Below are 19,718 nucleotides of genomic sequence, written 5' to 3' on the forward strand. Positions count from 1 at the left end.
GCCGCCGGGCCGCCACTTCACGCCGGCTCGTCCGCCCGGTCGCCGTCCGCCCGGTCGCCGTCGGCCGCGGCCCGGGGCGCCGGCAGGTCGACGGTACGCACCGGGCCGGTGAACCACCGCCGGGCCGAGGCGTACCACCAGACCGCTACCAGCAGCAGCACCCCGCCCACCGCGATCGGCGCGTAGTTCACCGCCGACCAGGTGAAGTCCGGGTTGCCGGGCACCCCGGCGGGGACGATCGGCAGCACGAAGTAGATCGAGATCACCGCGATCTCGACCACCGCGATCCAGCCGAGCAGCTTGTACCGCGGACCCAGCGTCCACGGTCCCGGGACGAACCGGTCGCCCATCCGCAGCCGCAGGTAGATGGGGATGATGAAGGACAGGTAGAGCCCGATCACCGCGACCGACACCACCGCGTAGAAGGCGACCGGGATGCCGTCCGGGCTCTGGTAGAGCGCGGGCAGGGTGAGCACCAGGCCGGCCAGGGTGGCCCCGATGATCGCGTTCACCGGGGTGCCGTTGCGGTCCACCCGGGACCAGAGCCGCCAGCCGGGCACCGCCCGGTCCCGGCTGAACGCGTACGCCATCCGGCTCATCGAGGTCACGCAGCTCATCCCGCAGAAGAACTGCCCGATGGTGGAGATGATGATGACCGCCTTGAAGAAGAACGGGGTCAGCGCGGATTCGAAGATCGCGCCGGAGAAGCCGTCCGCCTCGTTGACCGCCTCGACGTCGGTGGCGGCGAAGAGGAAGGCCAGCAGCAGGATCCAGCCGCCGATGGCGGAGTAGAAGATCGACTGCCAGAGGCCGCGGGCGGCGGCCTGGGAGGCGCCCCGGGTCTCCTCGGAGACGTGCGCGCAGGCGTCGAAGCCGGTGATCGTGTACTGGGTGAGCAGGAAGCCCAGCGGCAGCACGTAGAACCAGAAGGTCAACCCGCTGGTGTCGCCGTCGCCGAAGCCGGAGTTGTTGAACCGCTCGGTGAAGACGAACTGGAAGCTCTGGTGGTCGTCCGGGACCAGGACCAGGATGGCCACCACGGCGGTCGCGCCGGCCACGTGCCACCAGACCGACACGTTCTGGAGTACGTCGATGATCCGGTGCCCGAGGATGTTGATCAGCCCGTGCAGCACCAGGATGATCACGAAGAGGATGAACGCCTGCCGCAGCGTCCCCGCCCAGCCGTCGAAGAGCGCGGAGAGGGTGAGGTTGAGGAACGTCGCGCAGCCGTAGTCGACCGACGCGGTGACCGCGACCAGGCCGATCAGGTTGAGCCAGCCGGTGAACCAGCCGTGCACCGGCTTGCCCATCCGCGCCGCCCACCAGTAGATCCCGCCCGCGGTCGGGTACGCGCTGACCAGCTCGGCCAGGCAGAAGCCGATGATCAGGATGAACAGCGAGATGAGCGGCCAGCCCCAGGAGACCGCGACCGGCCCGCCGTTGTTCCAGGCCTGGCCGAAGGTGGTGAAGCAGCCGGCCAGGATGGAGATGATGGAGAACGAGATGGCGAAGTTGGAGAAGCCGCTCCACTTGCGGCGCAGCTCCTGCTTGTAACCGAGTTCGGCGAGTCGTCGGGCGTCGTCGTCCATCGGCTGCTCGGCGGTCGGCGCGGGCGTCGTGGCCACTGCACACCTCCTCGAGGCGGGTCCCCGGTGCGAGTGGGCAAAGTGTCGTCCCGCCGATCAAGGCGGTCAATACATCACGGGTGGGAATGTCACCGCCGGCCGGGCTAATTCCGTTGCCGCCCCGGGCCGTCCGGGCGCATCCTTGACGTCGTGACCAGGCCCGATCGCGACGGGCCGGCGCCGGGCGCTCGGACCGCCCCGGCACCGCGGCGGCGCGGGGCACGTCACCTCTCTCTCACCCGTACGGCGGTACGCCGTACCCGACACCCGCCCCGCGCCGCCGCCCAGCCGTCAGCCCAGCAGCAGCCCGGCGACCCACAGCGCGGCGATGAGCAGGCCGGCGAGGAACTCGACGAGCATGGCCAGCCCGGCCGCCGCCACCGCCCGCTTCGTCGCCGGCCAGGCCAGCCGGGAGTCGCCCAGGCGCAGCCGTTCCGCCGCCCACACCCCGCCGACGAAACCGAGCACCAGCCCGACCACCGGGACCACGAAGAAGCCGACCAGCCCCAGCAGCCCGCCGGCCAGCAGCGACGAGGTGGGCACGCCGGTGCGCTTCAGGTTGCGCCCCGGCCAGGCGTACTTGACCACCGTCCCGCCGAGGGCGACCAGGGTGGCGGCCGCGAGCACCAGCCACCGGCCGGCGCCCGCGCCGCCGAAGAGCGCCCAGACCAGCACCCCGCCCCAGCACAGCGGCAACGCCGGCAGCCCGGGCACCACCACCCCGGCCAGCCCGGCCAGGATCGCCAGGGCGGCCAGCACCGAGACGGCCGCCTGCGAATCGGTCAGACTCACCTGACCCGCCTCCTCACGCCGCCGCCTCGCCGCCGCCGAGCCGGGCGGTGATCCGGTCGGCCGGCATCGGCGGGCCGAAGAACCGGCCCTGCCCGGTGTCGCAGCGCAGCGCCCGCAGCCGTTCGGCCTGCACGGCGGTTTCCACCGCCTCGGCGGTGACCCAGAGTTCCAGCGCGTGCGCCAACCGGACCAGCGCGTCGACGATCCGCTCGTCCCGGTGGTCGGCCGCCGCCTCGACGGCGTCGCCGCGGATCCCCTCCACGAACGGCCCGGCCAGCTTGACGCAGTGGATCGGCAACCGGCGCAGGTACGCCAGGTTGGAGTAGCCGGTGCCGAAGTCGTCGATGGCCAGCCGTACGCCCAGCGCGGCGAGCCGGTGCAGCGACCGCAGCGGCTCCCCCGCGGTGCCCATCACCGCGCTCTCGGTCAGCTCCAACTGCAACAGTTCCGCCGGCAGCCCGGTGGTGGCCAGCACGTCCGCCACGGTGTCCACGATGGCCGGGTCGTCGGCCTGCCGGGCGGCCAGGTTGACGCTCACCACCAGCCGCGCCTCGGGGAACTGGCGGCGCCACTGCTCGGCGTCCCGGCAGGCCTGCCGGAGCACCCACTCGCCGAGCCGGACGATCAGCCCGGTCTCCTCGGCCAGCCCGATGAATCGGTCCGGTCCGATCATGCCCAGCTCCGGGTGCTGCCAGCGGACCAGCGCCTCCACCGCGAGCATCGAGCCCTCCAGCAGGGAGACGATGGGCTGGTACCGGAGCACGAACTCGCCCCGGTCCAGCGCGGCGGGCAGCCCGGCGGCCAGCGCCGACCGGGCGATGTCCCGGGCGCCGCGCTCCGGGTCGTAGACCGCCCACCGGCCCCGCCCCTCCGCCTTGGCCCAGTAGAGGGTGGTGTCCGCGGCCTTCATCAGCTCGGAGGCGGAGGTGCCGCCGGCCGGGCACTCCACGATGCCGACGCTGGCCGACACGGCCAGCTGCTGGTCGCCGACGTGCACCGGGGCGGCGACCGCGGCCAGGGCGGCCTCGGCAACCGCCACCGCCTCGGCCATCCCGTCGCCGTCGTCGACCAGGATGACGAACTCGTCCCCGCCCATCCGGGCGACCAGGTGGCCCCGGCTGGCGACGGAGTCGGCCAGCCGCCGGGCGATCACCACGAGCAGGCGGTCGCCGAGGTCGTGGCCGAGGCTGTCGTTTATCGCCTTGAAGCCGTCCAGGTCCAGGAAGCAGATCCCGACCCGCTGCTCGGGCGTCGCGGAGTCGAGGATCCGGCCGAGCGTCTCGAAGAACAGCGTCCGGTTCGGTAGGCCGGTGAGCGGGTCGTGCAGCGCCTGGAAGCGCAGCCGCTGCTGGAGTTCGTACCGCTCGGTGATGTCCTCGATCATGGCCACGGTGAACCGGGGCCGGCCGTCGTGGTGCCGGATCAGCGACACGGCCAGGTCGGTCCAGAGCACGCTGCCGTCCTTGCGGTGGTAGCGCTTCTCCAGCCGGGCGGTGTCCTGCTTGCCCTCGACCAGGTGCTGGTAGGTCTCCCACATCCCGGGGGCGTCGTCGGCGTGGAACAGCGACGCCACGTCCGCCTGCCGCAGCTCGTCCACCGAGTAGCCGAGCATGTCGGCGAACGCCTGGTTGACGTCGATGATCCGACCGTCCACCCCGGCGATGCCGATCCCGATCGCCGCGCCGGTGAACACCGCGCGGAACCGGGCCTCGCTGTCCCGCAGGGCCTGCTCCACCTCGTCCCGGGCCTGCCAGGCCGACCGGGCGATCCGCTCCTGCTGGCTGAAGGTGCGGTCGCGCAGCGCCCGGGCGAAGCCCTCGGCCAGCCCGCCCTGCAGGGCCGCGACCCGCCCGGTCGCCGCCGCGGTCCGCGCCCGGGCCGGCACCACCTCGACGAGGAACCGCTCCCCGAGCGAGCGCACCGACCAGTCCAGCATCCGCGGCTCGGTCAGGTGCGCCTCGACCAGCGCCCGGCCGACCTCCTCGGCCGGCCGGGCGGAGAACCGCTCGGCGAGCAGGGCCTGGGCCAGCCGCACGGTGTGCACGAGCAGCAGCCGCTCGGTCTCGGCCGCGTCCAGCGGCACGAACCCGAGCCGGCGCACCGCGCGGGCCCAGTCGGCCGCGTACCCCTGGGCGCCGGTCCGGCTGATCTCGTCCCCGCCGGGATCCGGGACGGCCGTCATGGGGTCAGCCGGCGGGCCGGTCGTACCGGGCCACGCCACCGAAGGCGCCGAACCGCTCCGGGTGCTCGTCGACGTCGGACGGCGAGTCGGGCCGCCACAGCGGCATGTGCACCACGCCGGGCTCCAGGATGGTCCAGTCGCCGAAGAAGCCGGTGATCTCGGCCCGCGAGCGCAGGGTGATCTCGGTGTCGGTACGCGCCGAGAGCCGCTGCGCGTCGAGCATCTCCTGCGGCTGGTCCTCGAAGGTCGAGTGGGACACCACCAGGTAGCTGCCCGGGGCGGCGGCGGCCCGCAGGGTGGCCAGGATCTCGCCGGGCCGGTCGGCGTCCGGGATGAAGTGCACCACCCCGGCCAGCAGGATGCCCAGCGGCCGGTTGAAGTCGAGCAGGTTCAGCTCCCGGGCCTCGGCCAGGATCCGCTCCGGCTCGCGCAGGTCGGCGTGGATCACCCCGGTCAGGTCGTTGCCGGCGAGCAGCTCGCGGCTGTGCGCCACCGCGACCGGGTCGATGTCGACGTAGACCACCCGCGCCTTCGGGTTGGCCGCCTGGGCGACCTCGTGCACGTTGCCGACGGTCGGGATGCCGGAGCCGATGTCGAGGAACTGGTCGACGCCGTCGTCCAGCAGCGCCCGTACGGCCCGGCGGAGGAACTCCCGGCCGGCGCGCATGGTGGCCGCCAGGTTCGGCGTCATGCTCGCGATCTGCTCGGCGAGCTGCCGGTCGATCTCGAAGTTGTGCGCCCCGCCCAGGAAGTAGTCGTACACCCGGGCCGCGCTCGGCCGGGAGAGGTCGATCTCGACGGGAAGTCCGTCCGGCATCTGCACTGCTGCACCCCAAGTCGTCGCCGCGGTGCGGGAGGGAACCGGTGCCGGGGACGCGTGCGCGGCACGCGGCGGTCGCACCGGCCGACCCGCGGATCGTGTGGTGCTGACCACAATAGGCCCGGCCGTCCCGTTCCGGGGAGATCGGCCGAGCCGGCGACGGCAGTCCCGGCCGGCCGGGGGGTGAGCCGGGGCCGGGCCCGCCGCCGCCGGCCCCGGCACCGCCGCGCGCCCGGGTCAGCCCACCGACTCCAGCAGCAGCGAGATGCCCTGCCCGACGCCGACGCACATGGTGGCCAGCGCCCGCCGGCCGCCCCGGCGGCGCAGCTCCAGCGCGGCGGTCAGCGCCAGCCGGGCGCCGCTGGCACCGAGCGGGTGGCCGAGCGCGATCGCCCCGCCGTTCGGGTTCACGTGCTCGGCGTCCTCCGGCAGCCCCAGCTCGCGCAGCACCGCGACGGACTGCGCGGCGAACGCCTCGTTCAGCTCGATCACGTCGATCGCGTCGAGGCCGGTGCCCAGCCGGTCGAGCAGCTTGCGGGTGGCCGGCACCGGGCCGACCCCCATGATCCGGGGCGGCACGCCGGCCGCCGCGGCCCCGCTGACCCGGGCCAGCGGGGTGAGGCCGTACCGGGCCACCGCCGCCTCGCCGGCGACCAGCAGCGCCACCGCGCCGTCGTTGACCCCGGAGGAGTTGCCGGCGGTCACCGTGCCGCCCTCGCGGAACGGGGTGGGCAGCGCGGCCAGCTTCTCCAGTGAGGTCTCCCGGGGGTGTTCGTCCACCTCGACCAGCCGGTTGCCCGTGCGCCCCGCCGGCACGGTCACCGGCACGATCTCCTCGGCGAACCGGCCGTCGGCCTGCGCCTTCGCGGCGCGCTGCTGGGACCGGTAGGCGAACGCGTCCTGCGCGGCCCGGTCCACGCCGTACTGGGCGGCGACGTTCTCCGCCGTCTCCGGCATCGAGTCGATCCCCCACTGCCGCTTCATCAGCGGGTTGACCAGCCGCCAGCCGATGGTGGTGTCGTAGACCTCGGCGGTGCGGGAGAACGCCGAGGTGGCCTTCGGCATGACGAACGGCGCCCGGCTCATGCTCTCCACCCCGCCGGCCACCACCAGCTCGGCCTCGCCGGTGACGACGGCGCGGGCGGCGGTGGCGAGCGCGTCCAGGCCGGAGCCGCAGAGCCGGTTGACAGTGCTTCCGGGCACCTCCTCGGGCAACCCGCCGAGCAGCGCCGCCATCCGGGCCACGTTGCGGTTGTCCTCGCCGGCCTGGTTGGCGCAGCCCAGGATCACGTCGTCCACCCTGGCCCAGTCCACCGACGGATGCCGGGCGACCAGCTCGCGGATCACGTGCGCGGCCAGGTCGTCGGGGCGTACGCCGGCCAGGGCGCCGCCGTAGCGGCCGATCGGGGTGCGGACACCGGCCACCAGGTATGCCACGGTCATCGCGAGTCCTTCGGGGTGGGAAGGGTGGGACGGGAGCGTCCACCGGGTCGCGGGGGGACGCCCGGCCGCCAGGATATCCGCGCCCGGGGCCGATAGGTTGACGGCATGACCCGGGCCCAGTTCAGCGCGGAGACCAGCGGAGCCGGCGAGTTCGTCCGGCAGCCCAACCGGTTCACCGACCGGGTCACGCCGCACTCGACGTCCCCGCCCGGCGGCGGGCCGGACGAGCAGGGGCGCTGGCCGCTGGAGGCGGGCCGCTACCGGCTGATCTGGTGCCGGGCCTGCCCCTGGGCGCACCGGGCCCGGATCGTCCGCGGCCTGCTCGGTTTGGCGGACGTCATCTCGCTGGGCACCGTCGACCCGGTCCGGGACGAACGGGGCTGGCGGTTCAGCCTCGACCAGGACGGGTTCGACCCGGTGCTCGGCATCGGCTTCCTCTCCGAGGCGTACCTGGCGACCGACCCGGACTACGCCGGGCGGGTGACCGTGCCGGCGCTGGTCGACACGCTCACCGGGCGGGTGGTCACCAACGACTATCCGCAGCTCACCCTGGATCTGTCCACCGAGTGGCGGCGCTTCCACGCCCCGGACGCGCCGGACCTCTACCCGGTGGCGCTGCGCCCCGAGCTGGACGCGTTGATGGCGGAGATCCACCGGGACGTCAACAACGGCGTCTACCGGTGCGGCTTCGCGACCTCCCAGCAGACCTACGACGAGGCGTTCCGGACCCTGTTCGCCCGGCTCGACGCGCTGTCCGAGCGGCTCGCCGGGCGCCGCTACCTGATGGGCGACGCGATCACCGAGGCGGACGTGCGGCTGTTCACCACGCTGGTCCGCTTCGACGTGGCGTACCACGGCCACTTCAAGTGCAACCGGCACAAACTGACCGAGCTGCCGGTGCTCTGGGCGTACGCCCGGGACCTGTTCCAGACGCCGGGCTTCGGCGAGACTGTCGACTTCGACCACATCAAGCGGCACTACTACGCCACCCACGACATGATCAACCCGACCCGGATCGTGCCGCTCGGCCCGGACCTGTCCGGCTGGACCACCCCGCACGGGCGTGGCTGAACCGGTGTGGCGCGCCGGGCCCGCGTCCCGGGCCGCCGCGTCGGCCGCCGCCGGCTGCACCCTGGCCGGGGCGGTAGCGGTGACGGTCGCCGTGGTCGCCGGTCCGGGTCCCGGCCTGACCGGGTACGTCAGCGAGGCCGGCATCGCCGGCACCGGGTTCGCCCGGACGTACCGCATCGGGGTGTTCGCCCTGGCGGCGGGGCTTTTCCTGCTGGCCGCGGCGCTGCCGCCGGCGCTGCGCGTGACGGCCGGACTGCTCGCCGCGGCCGGGGCCTGCACGGTGGTCTCCGGCGCGGTGACGTGCAGCGCCGGCTGCCCGCTGCCGCCGTTCGAGCGGGCCACCGTGGCGGACCTGGTGCACGGCGGGGCGAGCATCGCCGCGACCGCCGCCGTGGTGCTCGCGATGCTGGCGCTGCTGGCCACCCCCGGGGCGCCCGCGGCGCTGCGCCGGGTGGCCCGCCTGGGCGCGGCGCTCGCGGTGCCGCTGGCCGCCGCGATCGGGCTGGCCATCCTGCTGGTCGGGCGGGGCGGTCTGGTCGGCGCCCTGGAGCGGCTGCTGCTCGCGGTGGCGGCCGCCTGGGGCCTGGTCACCGCGACCACGCTCGGGCTGACCGCCGATCGGGACGGACGGAGCAACCGGTCCCGAACGGGCGTGTAAGGACCGTCACGCTCGTCGCTCCTTCCTCCTCGGGAGCGGCGCGGAGTAGCCTCGGCGGGCGATGACCAACGTCTGGCACCTGACCGTGCGCCTGTACGTCGACCTCCGACGGCAGGCCAGCGGCATCTGTCCGGCGCAGCCGCTCTCCTGACGCTGCCCTGACCGACCCCAGACCCTTGGACGCATCAGTATGCCTTCCGCCCTGCGCAAGATCCCCTTTTCCGTGCAGATCCTGCTCGGCCTCGTACTCGGCGTGGCGCTCGGCTTCCTCGCCCGCGCCAACGACCTGAGCTGGCTGGCCAGCACCCTCGACACCGTCGGCGGCCTCTTCGTCCAGTTGCTGAAGCTGGCCGTGCCGCCGCTGGTCTTCACCGCGATCGTGGTCAGCGTGGTCAGCCTGCGCGGCGTGGCCAACGCCGCCCGGCTGGCGCTGAAGACGCTGCTCTGGTTCGGCCTCACCGCGCTGGTCGCGGTGGGCGTCGGCATCGGCCTCGGCCTGCTCACCGACCCGGGCCGGGGCGTGACCCTGGACCTCGCCGGCGCCGCCGCGCCGCAGAAGACCGGCTCCTGGACCGACTTCCTCACCGGCATCGTGCCGACCAACCCGGTCGGCGCGTTCGTCGAGGGCAACGTGCTCCAGATCGTCTTCCTGGCGCTGGTCGTCGGCGCCGCCGCGCTGCTGGTCGGCGAGGCCGCCGAGCCGTTCGTGGCGCTCAACCGCTCGCTGCTGGAGATCGTCCAGAAGGCGCTCTGGTGGGTGATCCGGCTCGCCCCGATCGGCACCCTCGGCCTGATCGGCAACGCCGTCGCCGCGTACGGCTGGGACCTGGTGGCCCCGCTGGCCCGGTTCACCACCGCCGTCTACGTCGGCTGCGCGATCGTGCTGTTCGTGGTCTACCCGCTGCTGCTGGCGGCGGCCGGCCGGCTCAACCCGCTGCGCTTCTTCGCCGGCGCCTGGCCGGCCATCGAGCTGGCCTTCGTGTCCCGCTCCTCGGTGGGCACCATGCCGGTGACCCAGCGCTCCGTCGAGCGGCTCGGCGTGCCCCGCGAGTACGCCTCGTTCGCTGTGCCGTTCGGCGCCACCACGAAGATGGACGGCTGCGCGGCGATCTACCCGGCGCTGGCGGCGATCTTCGTCGCCCAGGTCTTCGGGGTGGACCTCGGCGTCACCGACTACCTGCTGATCGCCTTCGTCTCGGTGGTCGGCTCGGCCGCCACGGCCGGCCTGACCGGGGCGATCGTCATGCTCACCCTGACCCTGAGCACGCTGGGCCTGCCGCTGGCCGGCGCCGGCCTGCTGCTGGCCATCGACCCGATCCTGGACATGATCCGCACCGCCACCAACGTGGCCGGGCAGGCGCTGGTGCCGACCACCGTCGCGGCCCGGGAGGGCACCCTGGACCGGGCCGCGTACGACTCGGCCGGCCGGCGCTCGCCGGTCGAGCCGGTCGCGGTGGAGGACCGGCCCACCCGTACCGACCGGCCGAGCCCCGTCCCGGCCTGAGTCCGTCGGCCCACGGCGCGCGGGCCCCGGCCCCGGGGGTCGCGCCTGTGGAGGGATGTCGTCCATGAGTTCCCTCTTCACACCGCTGGCGCTGCGCGCGGTGACGCTGCCCAACCGGGTCGCGCTGGCGCCCATGTGCCAGTACTCCGCCGGGCCGGACGGGCTGCCCACCGACTGGCACCTGGTGCACCTGGGCGCCCGGGCGGCCGGCGGCGTCGGGCTGGTGCTGACCGAGGCGACGGCGGTGCTGCCGGAGGGGCGGATCAGCCCGCAGGACACCGGCCTCTGGTCCGGTGCGCACGTCGACGCCTGGCGGCCGGTGACCGCCTTCCTCGCCGCGCACGGCGCGGCGCCGGCGGTGCAGCTCGCGCACGCCGGGTTCAAGGCGTCGACGTACCGGCCGTGGGCGACACGGCGGGGCGGGGTGCCGGACGCCGACGGCGGCTGGACCCCGGTCGGCCCGGGCGCCGAACCGTTCCAGCCGGACTACCGGGTGCCCACCGCGCTGGACGCGGCCGGGATCGCCCGCGTGGTCGAGGCGTTCGCCACCGCGGCCGGGCGGGCGGTGGCCGCCGGGTTCGCCGCGGTGGAGATCCACGCGGCGCACGGCTACCTGCTGCACGAGTTCCTCTCCCCGCTGACCAACCACCGCCGCGACGAATACGGCGGCGACCGGGCCGGCCGGATGCGGCTCACCCTGGAGGTGGCCCGCGCGGTCCGCGCCGCGGTCGGCGAGGACGTGCCGGTGCTGGCCCGCATCTCGGCCACCGACTGGGTGCCGCAGGGCTGGACCGTCGAGGACAGCGTGGTGCTCGCCGGCGAGCTGGCCGGGGCGGGCGTGGACCTGGTGGACTGCTCGTCCGGCGGGGCCGCCGCCGGCGCCAGCATCCCGGTCGGGCCCGGCTACCAGGTGCCGCTGGCCGCCCGGGTACGCCGGGAGGCCGGCGTCGCCACCGGCGCGGTCGGGCTGATCGTCGAGCCGGAGCAGGCCGAGCAGATCGTCGCCACCGGCGCGGCCGACCTGGTGCTGCTCGGCCGCGAGCTGCTGCGCGACCCGTACTGGCCGCACCGCGCCGCCGCCAAACTCGGCGCCACCCCCACCTGGCCCCCCCAATACCTCCGCGCCACCTGACCCCCCACCCCCTCGCCGCGTTGATCATGAGGTTAGCGGGGCGTGATGTCCGATCCTCCGCCGCCAACCTCATGATCAACGCGGCGAGGGCGGGGGGTCAGCCGGCTAGGTGGGACCAGTGGGGTTCTAGGTCGCGCCAGGGGCCCTGGGCGGCGACCGTGCCGGACTGGAGGACCACCACGTGGTCGGCGCGGACCAGGGCCGCCCGCTTGGAGGTCGAGCCGATCACGGTGACCCCGTGCTCGCGCAGCGCCCGCCAGAGCGCCAGCTCGGTGGTGACGTCCAGCGCCGAGGAGACGTCGTCGGCCACCAGCAGCTCGGTACGCGGCGCCAGCGCGCGGGCCAGCGCCAACCGCTGCAACTGCCCACCGGAGAGCCGGGTCCCCTTGTGCCCGATGAGCAGCCCCAGCCCGCCGCCGGCGGCGGCCAGGTCGTGCTCCAGCTGGGCGGTCGTCACGGCCGCCGCGGCGTCCACCGGGTGGCCCAGGGTGATGTTGTCGGCCACCGTGCCGGAGAGCACCCGGGGCAGCTGGCCCACGTAGCCGACCTGGTTGGGACGCAGGAACAGCTCCGGCTCGGTGACCGGCTCACCGTTCCAGGTCAGCCGCCCGGTGTGGTGCACGATCCCGGCCAGCGCCCGCAGCAGCGACGACTTGCCCGAGCCGACCGGGCCGACGACCAGCACCAGCTGCCCGCGCTCGACGGTCAGGTCCACGTCCCGGACGGCCACCGTGCCGTCCTCGTGCCGTGCCCCGAAGCCGGTCAGCTCCAGCCGGCGCAGCGGGTGCCGGGGCGGCACCGGCGGGGCCGGGGCGGTGCCCGCGCCCAGGTCCACCCCCGGCACCTCGGCCGAGTACGCCGCCACCCCGGTCATCGCCACCGTCCGCCGGGTCCACACCCGCGCCGACGGGTACTGGGAGACCAGTGAGGCGGTGGTCCAGGCGAACCAGCGGGCCGCGCCGAGCGTGGCGACCGCCACCAGCGTCGCCCCGGCGGAGAGCCCACCGGCCAGGAAGAGCGCCCAGGCGCCGATCGGCAGCAGCCCGCTGACCAGTGCCGGGGTGGACCGGGCCCAGACCTGCACCGAGATCTCCCGGCGCTGCCGGTCGCTGCGCACCACGTCCAGGCCGGCCAGGTGGGTGAGCACCGGCCGGGTCGACCCGGCCAGCTTCACCGTGCGGGCCGCCGACAGCGTGGAGACCAGCGCGGTGGCGAACGCCGCCCGGGCCGCCACGGTGGCCCGGGCGGAACGCTCCAGCCGCGGCCCGAACAGCGTGGCGGCCAGCCCGGAGACCACCATCGTGCCGAGGAAGAACAGCGCCGGTACGACGCTGCCGGTGACCACTGTCATCGCCACCACCAGCACCAGCGAGATGAACTGGTCCAGCAGGTTGTCGGCGAGCTGCACCACCCGCTCGGTGTCGCCGCCCTGGGCCACCACCTCGGCCGGGGTGTGCCCGCTGACCCGGCGCGGCCCGGTCTGCCCGTGCACCAGGCGCAGGCTGATCCGCAGCATCTGCCGTACCCACCAGTGCGGGAACCAGAGGTTGGTGGCGTAGTGCATCGGCATGGTGGCCAGGAGCGCGACGACGATCCCGAGCGCCGGCAGGTAGGGGTCGCCCAGGCCGTCGACCAGGTCGGCCCAGAGCCAGGGCAGCACCGCGCCGTCCAGGCCGAGCACCATGATCGCGACGAAGAGGGCGACCGCCAGCAGGCCGTAGCGGGCGTCGTTGCGGCAGAGCCGGAAGATCTCCCGCAGGGTCCGGGCGGGCGCCGGTGGCGGCAGCGGCGGCGGTTCGGCCTTGGGCGGGGCCGCCGCGGCCGGTTCCGGCGCCCGGTCCGGCCCGGCCGGCGCCGGCCGGTCCAGCTCGGCCGGCGGCCAGCCGTCCGGCGGCTCCGGCCCGGTCAGCAGGTCGGTGCCGCCGCCGGCCCGCACCGCCGACCCGACCTGGGCGTACGCGGCGCTGTGGCTGGTCGCCAGCAGCTCGGCGAAGCGCTCCGACTCGCGCAGCGGGCCGGCCTCGACCACCGCGCCGTCGGCCATCACCACCACCTCGTCGCAGCGGCGCACCGAGGAGAGGCGGTGGGCGATGACGATGCCGATCCGGTCGCGCAGCAGCCGCTCGGTGGCCCGCTGCACCCGCGCCTCGGTGACCGGGTCGAGCCGGGCGGTGGCCTCGTCCAGGATCACCACGTGCGGGTCGCGCACCAGGATCCGGGCGAACGCCACCAGCTGCTCCTGCCCGGCCGACAGCACGTGCCCGCCCTCGCCGAGCCGGGTGTCCAGCCCGTCGGGCAGCTCGGCGATCCAGCCGGCCAGGCCGAGTTCGCGCAACGCCCGGGCGGCGTCGTCGAGCAGGTCCGGGTCGAAGAGCGCGACGTTCTCGGCGAGCGTGCCGGCGAGGATCTCGGTGCGCTGCGGCACCACGGCGATCCACCGGCGCAGTTGTTCGAGGTCGAGGTCGAGCAGGTCGCGGCCGGCCAGGAAGACCGTGCCCCGGGGCAGCTCGACCGCCCGGGTGAGCACCTTGGCCAGCGTCGACTTCCCGGACCCGGTCCGCCCCACCAGGGCGTACGAGCGGCCCCGGACGAAGGTCAGGTCGACGCCGCGCAGCGCCGGACCGCGCTCGCCGTCCGGGTCGGTGCTCGGGTAGCGGAAGGTGAGGTCGCGGATGGTCAGGTCACCCTCGGTCGGGGCCGCCCCGCCGGTGGGCTCCTGCCGGGCGCCCTCCAGCAACTGGACCCGGGCCCACGCGCCGAGCGCGTACTGTAGCTCCGGCACCATCCGCGCGACGTGCTCGACGGTCAGTCCGAAGCCGAGCGCGAGCAGCCACACCGCGGTCAGCCGGGCGGCGTCCACCCGGCCGGTGGCCAGCGCCCACGCCCCGCCGAGCACCACCGCGGCGATCCCACCCCGGGTCACCCCGGCGGCGATCGTGGTGACCTTGGCCGACATCCGCCACACCCGGACCCCCCGGGACAGCACCTCGGCCGCCCGCCGGGCGTACAGGCGCAGCACGTACGGCCGGGCCAGGCTGGTGCGGACGTCGTCCTGGCCGTGGATCGCCTCCTCCATCACGGCGGCCAGGTCGGACCACGCCTCCTCCTCGGCCATCCGGGCCGGGGCGATCCGGGCGGTCGGGCGGCGCAGCGCGGCCGCCAGCACGGCGGTGAGCAGCAGCATGCCGACGCCGACCGGCCACCAGACGGTGAGCGCGACGGCCGCCGAGAGCAGCCCCACGGCCAGCCCCTGCGCGATCCGTACGCCGTGGTTGCGCACCGATGCGGCCACCTGGTAGACGTCGCCGTCGATCCGGTCGAGCAGTTCACCGACCGGGGTGGTCTCCAGGGTCGGCAGGTCCTGGCCGAGCGCCACCCGGCACAGCCGGCGCCGCACGTGCGCGGACCAGTCGGCGGTCAGTCCGGCCATCAGCAGGCTCACCGCGAGGTCGCTGAGCACGGCGGCGACCAGGCCGATCGCCAGCGCGGTGAAGAACCCGCCCGACCGGTGCACCAGCACCGGCCCGGCCAGCGCCGACGCGGCCGCCTGGCCGCCCGCGCCGAGCACGATCAGGCAGGTCACGACCGCCATCCGGCGCGGCGAGGTGGCCCACAGATCTCGGAGCAGGCGCATGGAAGGTCCTCCGGGTATCGGTGGGGGAACCTCCAGCCTGCGTGCTCGCCGGATGCGGATCAACGGAATTACGCGGCGCGGAGAATCGGCGTCACCACTGTGGGTGATCCACGGGGCCGAACCGATCAGGTCTGCGCGACCCGGCGGACGATGCCGAGCAGCGCCTCCTGCACGTCCTCGATCGGCCGGTCCGGTTGGAAGACCAGCCAGTCGACCGCCACCACCAGCCCCACCCCGAACAGTGCCGACGACGCGGTCCGCACGTCCAGGTCGGCCGGCAGGTCGCCGCTGGCCACGCCGGCCCGGACCGTCTCGGCGATCACCTCGATCGCCTCGCCGCGCAGCAGCCGCAACGTCTGCTGCCACTCCCGGTTGGTCCGCCACATCTCCGACAGCAGCAGTTGGGCGAAGGCCCGGTAGCGCCGGATGTACTCGAGTTCGGCGCGGACCAGGGCGGCGAGCGCCTCGCGCGGCGGCAGGCCGGCCACCGCGGCCCGGAACTCGGCGGTGAGCAGCCCGATGCCGTGCCGGAGCAGCTCCTCGAAGAGGACCGTCTTGGACTCGAAGTTGTAGTAGACGGTGCCCTTGGCCACCCCGGCACGGGCCGCGATGTCGTCCACGGTGGTCGCCGAGAAACCCTGCTCGGCGATGAGTTCCACGGCCGCCTCGAAGAGGCGCTGCCGGGTGTCGACCCGCCGCCGCGACCGTCCGTCCGTCACTCGCCCTCCCGTCCGCGCCCCGCCCATCCTCACATGGTCAGCTCGGGGTGCAGGGTGGCCGGGGTCAGCCGCCGGGACCGGCGGGCGGCGGCCACGGTGAGCGCCAGCGCGCCGGCCGCGAAGCCGGCCAGCACGGCGGCGCCGGTCAGTACCGGCCCGACCGGTCCGCCGTTGACGGTGTGCCGCAGCCCGGCCACCAGGTAGCTCATCGGCAGCCACGGGTGGACGACCTGGAAGAAGCCAGGCGAGGTCTGCACCGGGTAGGTGCCGCCCGAGGAGGTGAGCTGGAGCATCAGCAGGGCCAGCGCGGCCAGCCGGCCGGCCGGGCCGAGCTGCGCGCCCAGCCACTGCACGATCGCGGTGAAGGCCAGCGACGCCAGCGCGAGCAGCCCGAACGTGGCGGCCGGGCGGGCCGGGTCCAGCCCCAGCGCCAGGGTGACCACCGCGAAGAGCATCCCGGCCTGGGCCAGCCCGATCGCCGCGGCCGGCAGCCAGCCGGCCAGCGCGACCCGCCAGGCGGGTGCGCCGGACATCACGTGCCGCCGGTTGAGCGGCCGCAGCAGCAGGTAAGTGATCATCGCGCCGACCCAGAGCGCCAGGCCGAGGAAGTACGGGGCGAAGCCCACCCCGTACGCGCCGGCCGGGTTGCGGGTGCTGCGCTCCAGCGCCACCGGGTCGCCGAGGACGTCGGCGCGCGCCTCGGCGTCGTCGTACCCGGGCAACCGGTCGGCGCCCGCGGTCAGGCCGTCGGCCAGGTCGCCCGCGCCGCCGCCCAACCGGGTCAGGCCGGCGGCCAGGTCACCGGCCCCGGACTCCAGCCGGGTGAGCCCGTCGGCGAGCCGTTCGCTGCCGTCGCCGAGCCGGGTCAGCCCACCGTCCAGCTCCCGTGCGCCGGTGGCGAGCCGGAACAGCCCGCCGCGCAGCTCGTCGGCGCCGCCGGCCGCCGTGCCGAGGCCGTCGCGCAGCTCGGCGCTGCCCCGGGCCAGCGTGCCCAGCCCGGTGGCCAGCTCGTTCACCTTGGCCCGGGCGGTGGCCACGTCGTCGGCCAGGTGCGGCGCGGCGGCGGCGATCTCCCGGGCGGTGGCGGCCACCCCGGTCATCCGGTCCCGGAGCGCGGTCAGCTCGGCGCCGTCCAGGGTGGTGGTGACCGCCCGGGCGGCCTCGACCGCGGCGGTCGCCGCGGCCCGGGCCGCCACCACGCTCCGGTCGTCGGCCAGCTCGGGGTGCTCGGCGACCAGGGCGGCCAGCCGGTCGCGCACCTCCTCCGCCCGGCTGACCGCGTCCTCGGCCCGCCGGGGCAGGGCGTCCAGGCCGTCGGCGAGCGCCTGCGCGCCCTCGGCGATGGCGGTCGCCGCCTGCTCGATCCGACCGGCGTTGTCGCGCAGCACCGGCTCGATCCGCTCGGCCGCGCCGTTGACCCGGTCGGCCACCGCCCGGGTCTCGGTGGCCGCCCGGGCGGTGCCGTCGGCGAGCTGCCCGGCGCCGGCGCGCAGTTCGCCCAGGCCGGCGGCCAGCTCGTCGACGCCGCGTACCGACCGGTCCAGGCCACCGGCCAGGGTCTGCGCGCCGGCGGCGGCGCCGCCCAGCCCGTCGGCGAGCTGGTCCGCGCCCGCCCCGGACGTGCCCAGCCCGTCGGCGATCGTCCCGGCGCCGGCCTCCGACCGGCCGAGCCCGTCGGCGAGCTGACCGGCCCCGTCGGCCGCCCGGGCCGTCTCGGCCCGGGCGTCGGTGAAGCCGACCAGCATCCGGGCGAAGTAGTCCTTCGCGGCGGACTCGGCGGCGGCGGCCCGGATCTCGCCGAACGCCGAACGGGCCAGCAGGCCGGAGAGGTAGTTGGTGGCGTCGTCGTTGACCAGCTTCAGCTCGCCCCGGCGGGCCGGCCGGTCCGGCTCGGGGCCGGCCGCCAGGGTGGCGGAGAAGTCCGCCGGAATGGAGAAGATCAGGTGGTAGCGGCCGCTGCGCAGGCCGGCGGCGGCGTCCCGGGGGTCGGTGACGTGCCAACCGAAGACCCGCCGGTCGAGCAGTTCGTCGGTGAGGTCCTGGCCGGCCCGCACCGGGCTGCCGTCGGCCGCGGTGGCCGGCCGGTCGGCGTTGACCAGCGCCACCGGGATCCGGTCCAGCTTCCCGTACGGGTCCCAGAACGCGTAGAGGTAGAGCGCGCCGTAGAGCAGCGGGATGACGGTGAGCACGGCGAGCGCCGCGCGGGGCAGCCGGCCCCGGGTCAGCCGGCGCAGCTCGAACCGGGCGAGTCGGAGCACGCTCATCGGGTCACCTCGGCACGCTCGGCGGCCGGCGGGGCCGCAGTCGGGCAGGGGACGTCGGGCTCGCGCGCCGGCGCGGCCGGTTCCGCCGCGCCGGCGGTCCCGGTGCTCGCTCGGGCCGCCTCGACCTCCGACGGCGGGTCGGCCGGCTCCACCGCTTCCCCACCGTGCGCCTCGGCAGCGCTGGACTCCGCGGCGGCGGGGCCGGCGGCGCCGGGGGCCGGGACCGCGCGGGCCGGGGCGGGGCGCGGGGCGGGCACCGTACCGGCGGGTGGCGGGTCGGCGGGCGGCTCGCCGAGCCGGTGCACGATCGCCGGGGTGTCCGGCTCGACGGCCCGGGCGCTGGCGACCACGGCGTACCCCTGCTCGGCCAGGCGGCCCAGGGCCGACCAGAGCCAGGCCCGCTCCGGCGCGTCCGCGCCGGCGTCCACGTCGTCGGCGACGATCAGGCTGGGCCCGCTCAGCGTGGCCAGCACGAGGCCGAGCACCTGGCGCTGCACCGGGGTGAGGTCACGACCCCGGATGTCCGGGTCGAGCGGCGCGTCGTCGGCGAACCCGGCTCCCTCGAGCGCGGTGGCGAGCGCCTCCCGGCGGTACGCCCGCCGGGCCCGTGCCGCCGCCACCGGCGCCAGCCGGCGTCGCCGACCGGGCGCCGGGCCGAGCAGCAGCAGCCGTTCCCGGACGTGCTCGGCGACGGTCAGCGCCGGGTCGGGCTCGTGCACCCCGGCGACCTGCCCGAGCGCCGCCGGACCGTGCCGGCGCAGCCGGCCATCGCTGGTCGGGAAGCGCCCGGCCAGGGCGAGCAGCAGCGAGGTACGCCCGCTGCCGGGCGGCCCGGTCACCGCGTGCAGTTCCCCGGCCGCGGCGGTCAGGTCGACGTCCCGGAACACCCAGCCCCGGCGGGTCCGCAGCCCGAGCCCGCTCGCCTCGACGACCACCATCGACCCGGCACACTCCTTTGAACTGACCAGTCAGTACAAAAACATGGCCAGCATAGCCCCGCCCGGTGCCACGGGCGGAAGGCGGGTCAGAAGAGCACGGTGGCCAGGGTGCCGACCGGCCGGAAGCCGCACCGGTCGTAGACCCGGCGGGCGGGCAGGTTGAAGTCGTTGACGTAGAGGCTGACCGTGGGGGCCGCGCGCAGCAGCGCGTCGCGGACCACGGCGGCCATCGCCGCGGTGGCGATCCCCCGGCCCCGCCACTCCGGGGCCACCCAGACCCCCTGCACCTGGGCGGTACGCCGGGTGACCACCGCCAACTCCGCCTTGAAGACCACCTGGCCGTCGACGAAGCGGGCGTACGCCCGGCCGGCCCGGACCAGGTCGGCCACCCGCCGCCGGTAGCTGCGCCCACCGTCGTCGGCGAGCGGCGAGACGCCGACCTCCTCGGTGTACATCGCCACCGCCGCCGGGAAGAGCCGGTCGATCTCCCCGCTGCGCACCTGGCGCACCTCCGGGTCGGCGGGCACCGCCGGCAGCGCGTCGGTGGCCAGCAACGGCTGGTTGGGGCGTACGTCCCGGGCGGGCCCCCAGGCCGAGGCGAGGCGGTCCCAGAGCCCGAGCACGGCGTCGGCCCGGCCCACGATCGACGAGCAGAGCCGCTCCTCGCCGGCGAGCAGGTCGGCGTAGGCGGCCACCGCCGGCTCGCTGGCCAGCACCGGGGTGAGGTTGCCGCCCAGCCAGCAGACCGACTCCAGGTGGCGGCGGGTGCCGTAGCCCAGCACCCGGCCCTCGGCACGCCACCAGGCCAGGCCGCGCGCGGCGACCCGCTCGGCGACCTGCGCGCCCGCGAACGGGTCCAGGTCGAGCAGCCGCTCGACCGCGCGGCGCTCCGATTCCCCCAGTTGCCGTACCGGCACCGTCAGCACGCCTACCAGC

14 protein-coding genes are annotated in these 19,718 nt (G+C 75.4%); 4 read left to right on the plus strand and 10 right to left on the minus strand.

From position 1 onward, the window contains the following. Positions 1-17: 17 nt before the first annotated feature. The 5 genes from Q3W71_RS02815 to pcaF form a co-directional block, all read right to left on the minus strand. Positions 18-1,625 (minus strand): amino acid permease, encoded by a 1,608-nt coding sequence (locus Q3W71_RS02815; RefSeq protein ID WP_302917693.1) that lies wholly within the window; start codon positions 1,623-1,625, stop codon positions 18-20. A 291-nt stretch (positions 1,626-1,916) separates the two neighbouring features. Beyond that, positions 1,917-2,417 (minus strand): DUF456 domain-containing protein, encoded by a 501-nt coding sequence (locus Q3W71_RS02820; RefSeq protein WP_302917694.1) that lies wholly within the window; start codon positions 2,415-2,417, stop codon positions 1,917-1,919. Positions 2,418-2,430: 13 nt separating this feature from the next. Next, the gene (locus Q3W71_RS02825; protein ID WP_302917695.1) at positions 2,431-4,599 is read right to left on the minus strand and encodes a bifunctional diguanylate cyclase/phosphodiesterase; all 2,169 of its coding nucleotides are present in this window, start codon (positions 4,597-4,599) and stop codon (positions 2,431-2,433) included. A 4-nt stretch (positions 4,600-4,603) separates the two neighbouring features. Continuing rightward, positions 4,604-5,422 (minus strand): SAM-dependent methyltransferase, encoded by an 819-nt coding sequence (locus tag Q3W71_RS02830; protein ID WP_302917696.1) that lies wholly within the window; start codon positions 5,420-5,422, stop codon positions 4,604-4,606. Positions 5,423-5,656: 234 nt separating this feature from the next. Beyond that, the gene (gene pcaF, locus Q3W71_RS02835) at positions 5,657-6,862 is read right to left on the minus strand and encodes a 3-oxoadipyl-CoA thiolase (protein ID WP_302917697.1); all 1,206 of its coding nucleotides are present in this window, start codon (positions 6,860-6,862) and stop codon (positions 5,657-5,659) included. A gap of 105 nt (positions 6,863-6,967) precedes the next feature. Between pcaF and Q3W71_RS02840 the strand changes: the two genes are divergently transcribed. The 4 genes from Q3W71_RS02840 to Q3W71_RS02855 all read left to right on the plus strand — a co-directional run bounded on the left by Q3W71_RS02840 (position 6,968) and on the right by Q3W71_RS02855 (position 11,227). After that, positions 6,968-7,933, plus strand: coding sequence for a glutathione S-transferase family protein (locus Q3W71_RS02840; RefSeq protein WP_302917698.1), 966 nt, complete (start codon positions 6,968-6,970; stop codon positions 7,931-7,933). Further along, a complete protein-coding gene (locus tag Q3W71_RS02845; protein WP_302917699.1) occupies positions 7,926-8,591 on the plus strand; it encodes a DUF998 domain-containing protein in 666 nt (221 codons plus the stop codon). The genes Q3W71_RS02840 and Q3W71_RS02845 overlap by 8 nt, the downstream gene beginning before the upstream one ends. Before the next feature lie 202 nt (positions 8,592-8,793). Then, a complete protein-coding gene (locus tag Q3W71_RS02850; protein WP_302918710.1) occupies positions 8,794-10,095 on the plus strand; it encodes a dicarboxylate/amino acid:cation symporter in 1,302 nt (433 codons plus the stop codon). Between the two features lie 64 nt (positions 10,096-10,159). Further along, entirely contained in the window at positions 10,160-11,227 is a 1,068-nt protein-coding gene (locus Q3W71_RS02855; protein WP_302917700.1) for an NADH:flavin oxidoreductase/NADH oxidase, read from the plus strand. Positions 11,228-11,324: 97 nt separating this feature from the next. Here the strand turns inward: Q3W71_RS02855 and Q3W71_RS02860 are convergent, their stop codons facing one another. The 5 genes from Q3W71_RS02860 to Q3W71_RS02880 all read right to left on the minus strand — a co-directional run bounded on the left by Q3W71_RS02860 (position 11,325) and on the right by Q3W71_RS02880 (position 19,708). Next, positions 11,325-14,861: an ABC transporter ATP-binding protein gene (locus Q3W71_RS02860; RefSeq protein ID WP_302917701.1), complete on the minus strand. Its 3,537-nt coding sequence runs from the start codon at positions 14,859-14,861 to the stop codon at positions 11,325-11,327. A 125-nt stretch (positions 14,862-14,986) separates the two neighbouring features. Continuing rightward, positions 14,987-15,580 (minus strand): TetR/AcrR family transcriptional regulator, encoded by a 594-nt coding sequence (locus Q3W71_RS02865; protein ID WP_302917702.1) that lies wholly within the window; start codon positions 15,578-15,580, stop codon positions 14,987-14,989. A gap of 29 nt (positions 15,581-15,609) precedes the next feature. Then, positions 15,610-17,844 (minus strand): YhgE/Pip domain-containing protein, encoded by a 2,235-nt coding sequence (locus Q3W71_RS02870; protein ID WP_302917703.1) that lies wholly within the window; start codon positions 17,842-17,844, stop codon positions 15,610-15,612. After that, positions 17,841-18,782, minus strand: coding sequence for an ATP-binding cassette domain-containing protein (locus tag Q3W71_RS02875; RefSeq protein ID WP_302917704.1), 942 nt, complete (start codon positions 18,780-18,782; stop codon positions 17,841-17,843). Before Q3W71_RS02875 ends, Q3W71_RS02870 begins: the two co-directional genes overlap by 4 nt. Positions 18,783-18,868: 86 nt before the next feature. Then, complete coding sequence (locus Q3W71_RS02880) at positions 18,869-19,708, minus strand: DUF4081 domain-containing GNAT family N-acetyltransferase (RefSeq protein ID WP_302917705.1); 840 nt, start codon at positions 19,706-19,708, stop codon at positions 18,869-18,871. Positions 19,709-19,718: the final 10 nt, after the last annotated feature.

The sequence above is a fragment of the Micromonospora sp. C28SCA-DRY-2 genome, assembly GCF_030519475.1.
In the GTDB taxonomy this organism is placed as follows: domain Bacteria; phylum Actinomycetota; class Actinomycetes; order Mycobacteriales; family Micromonosporaceae; genus Micromonospora.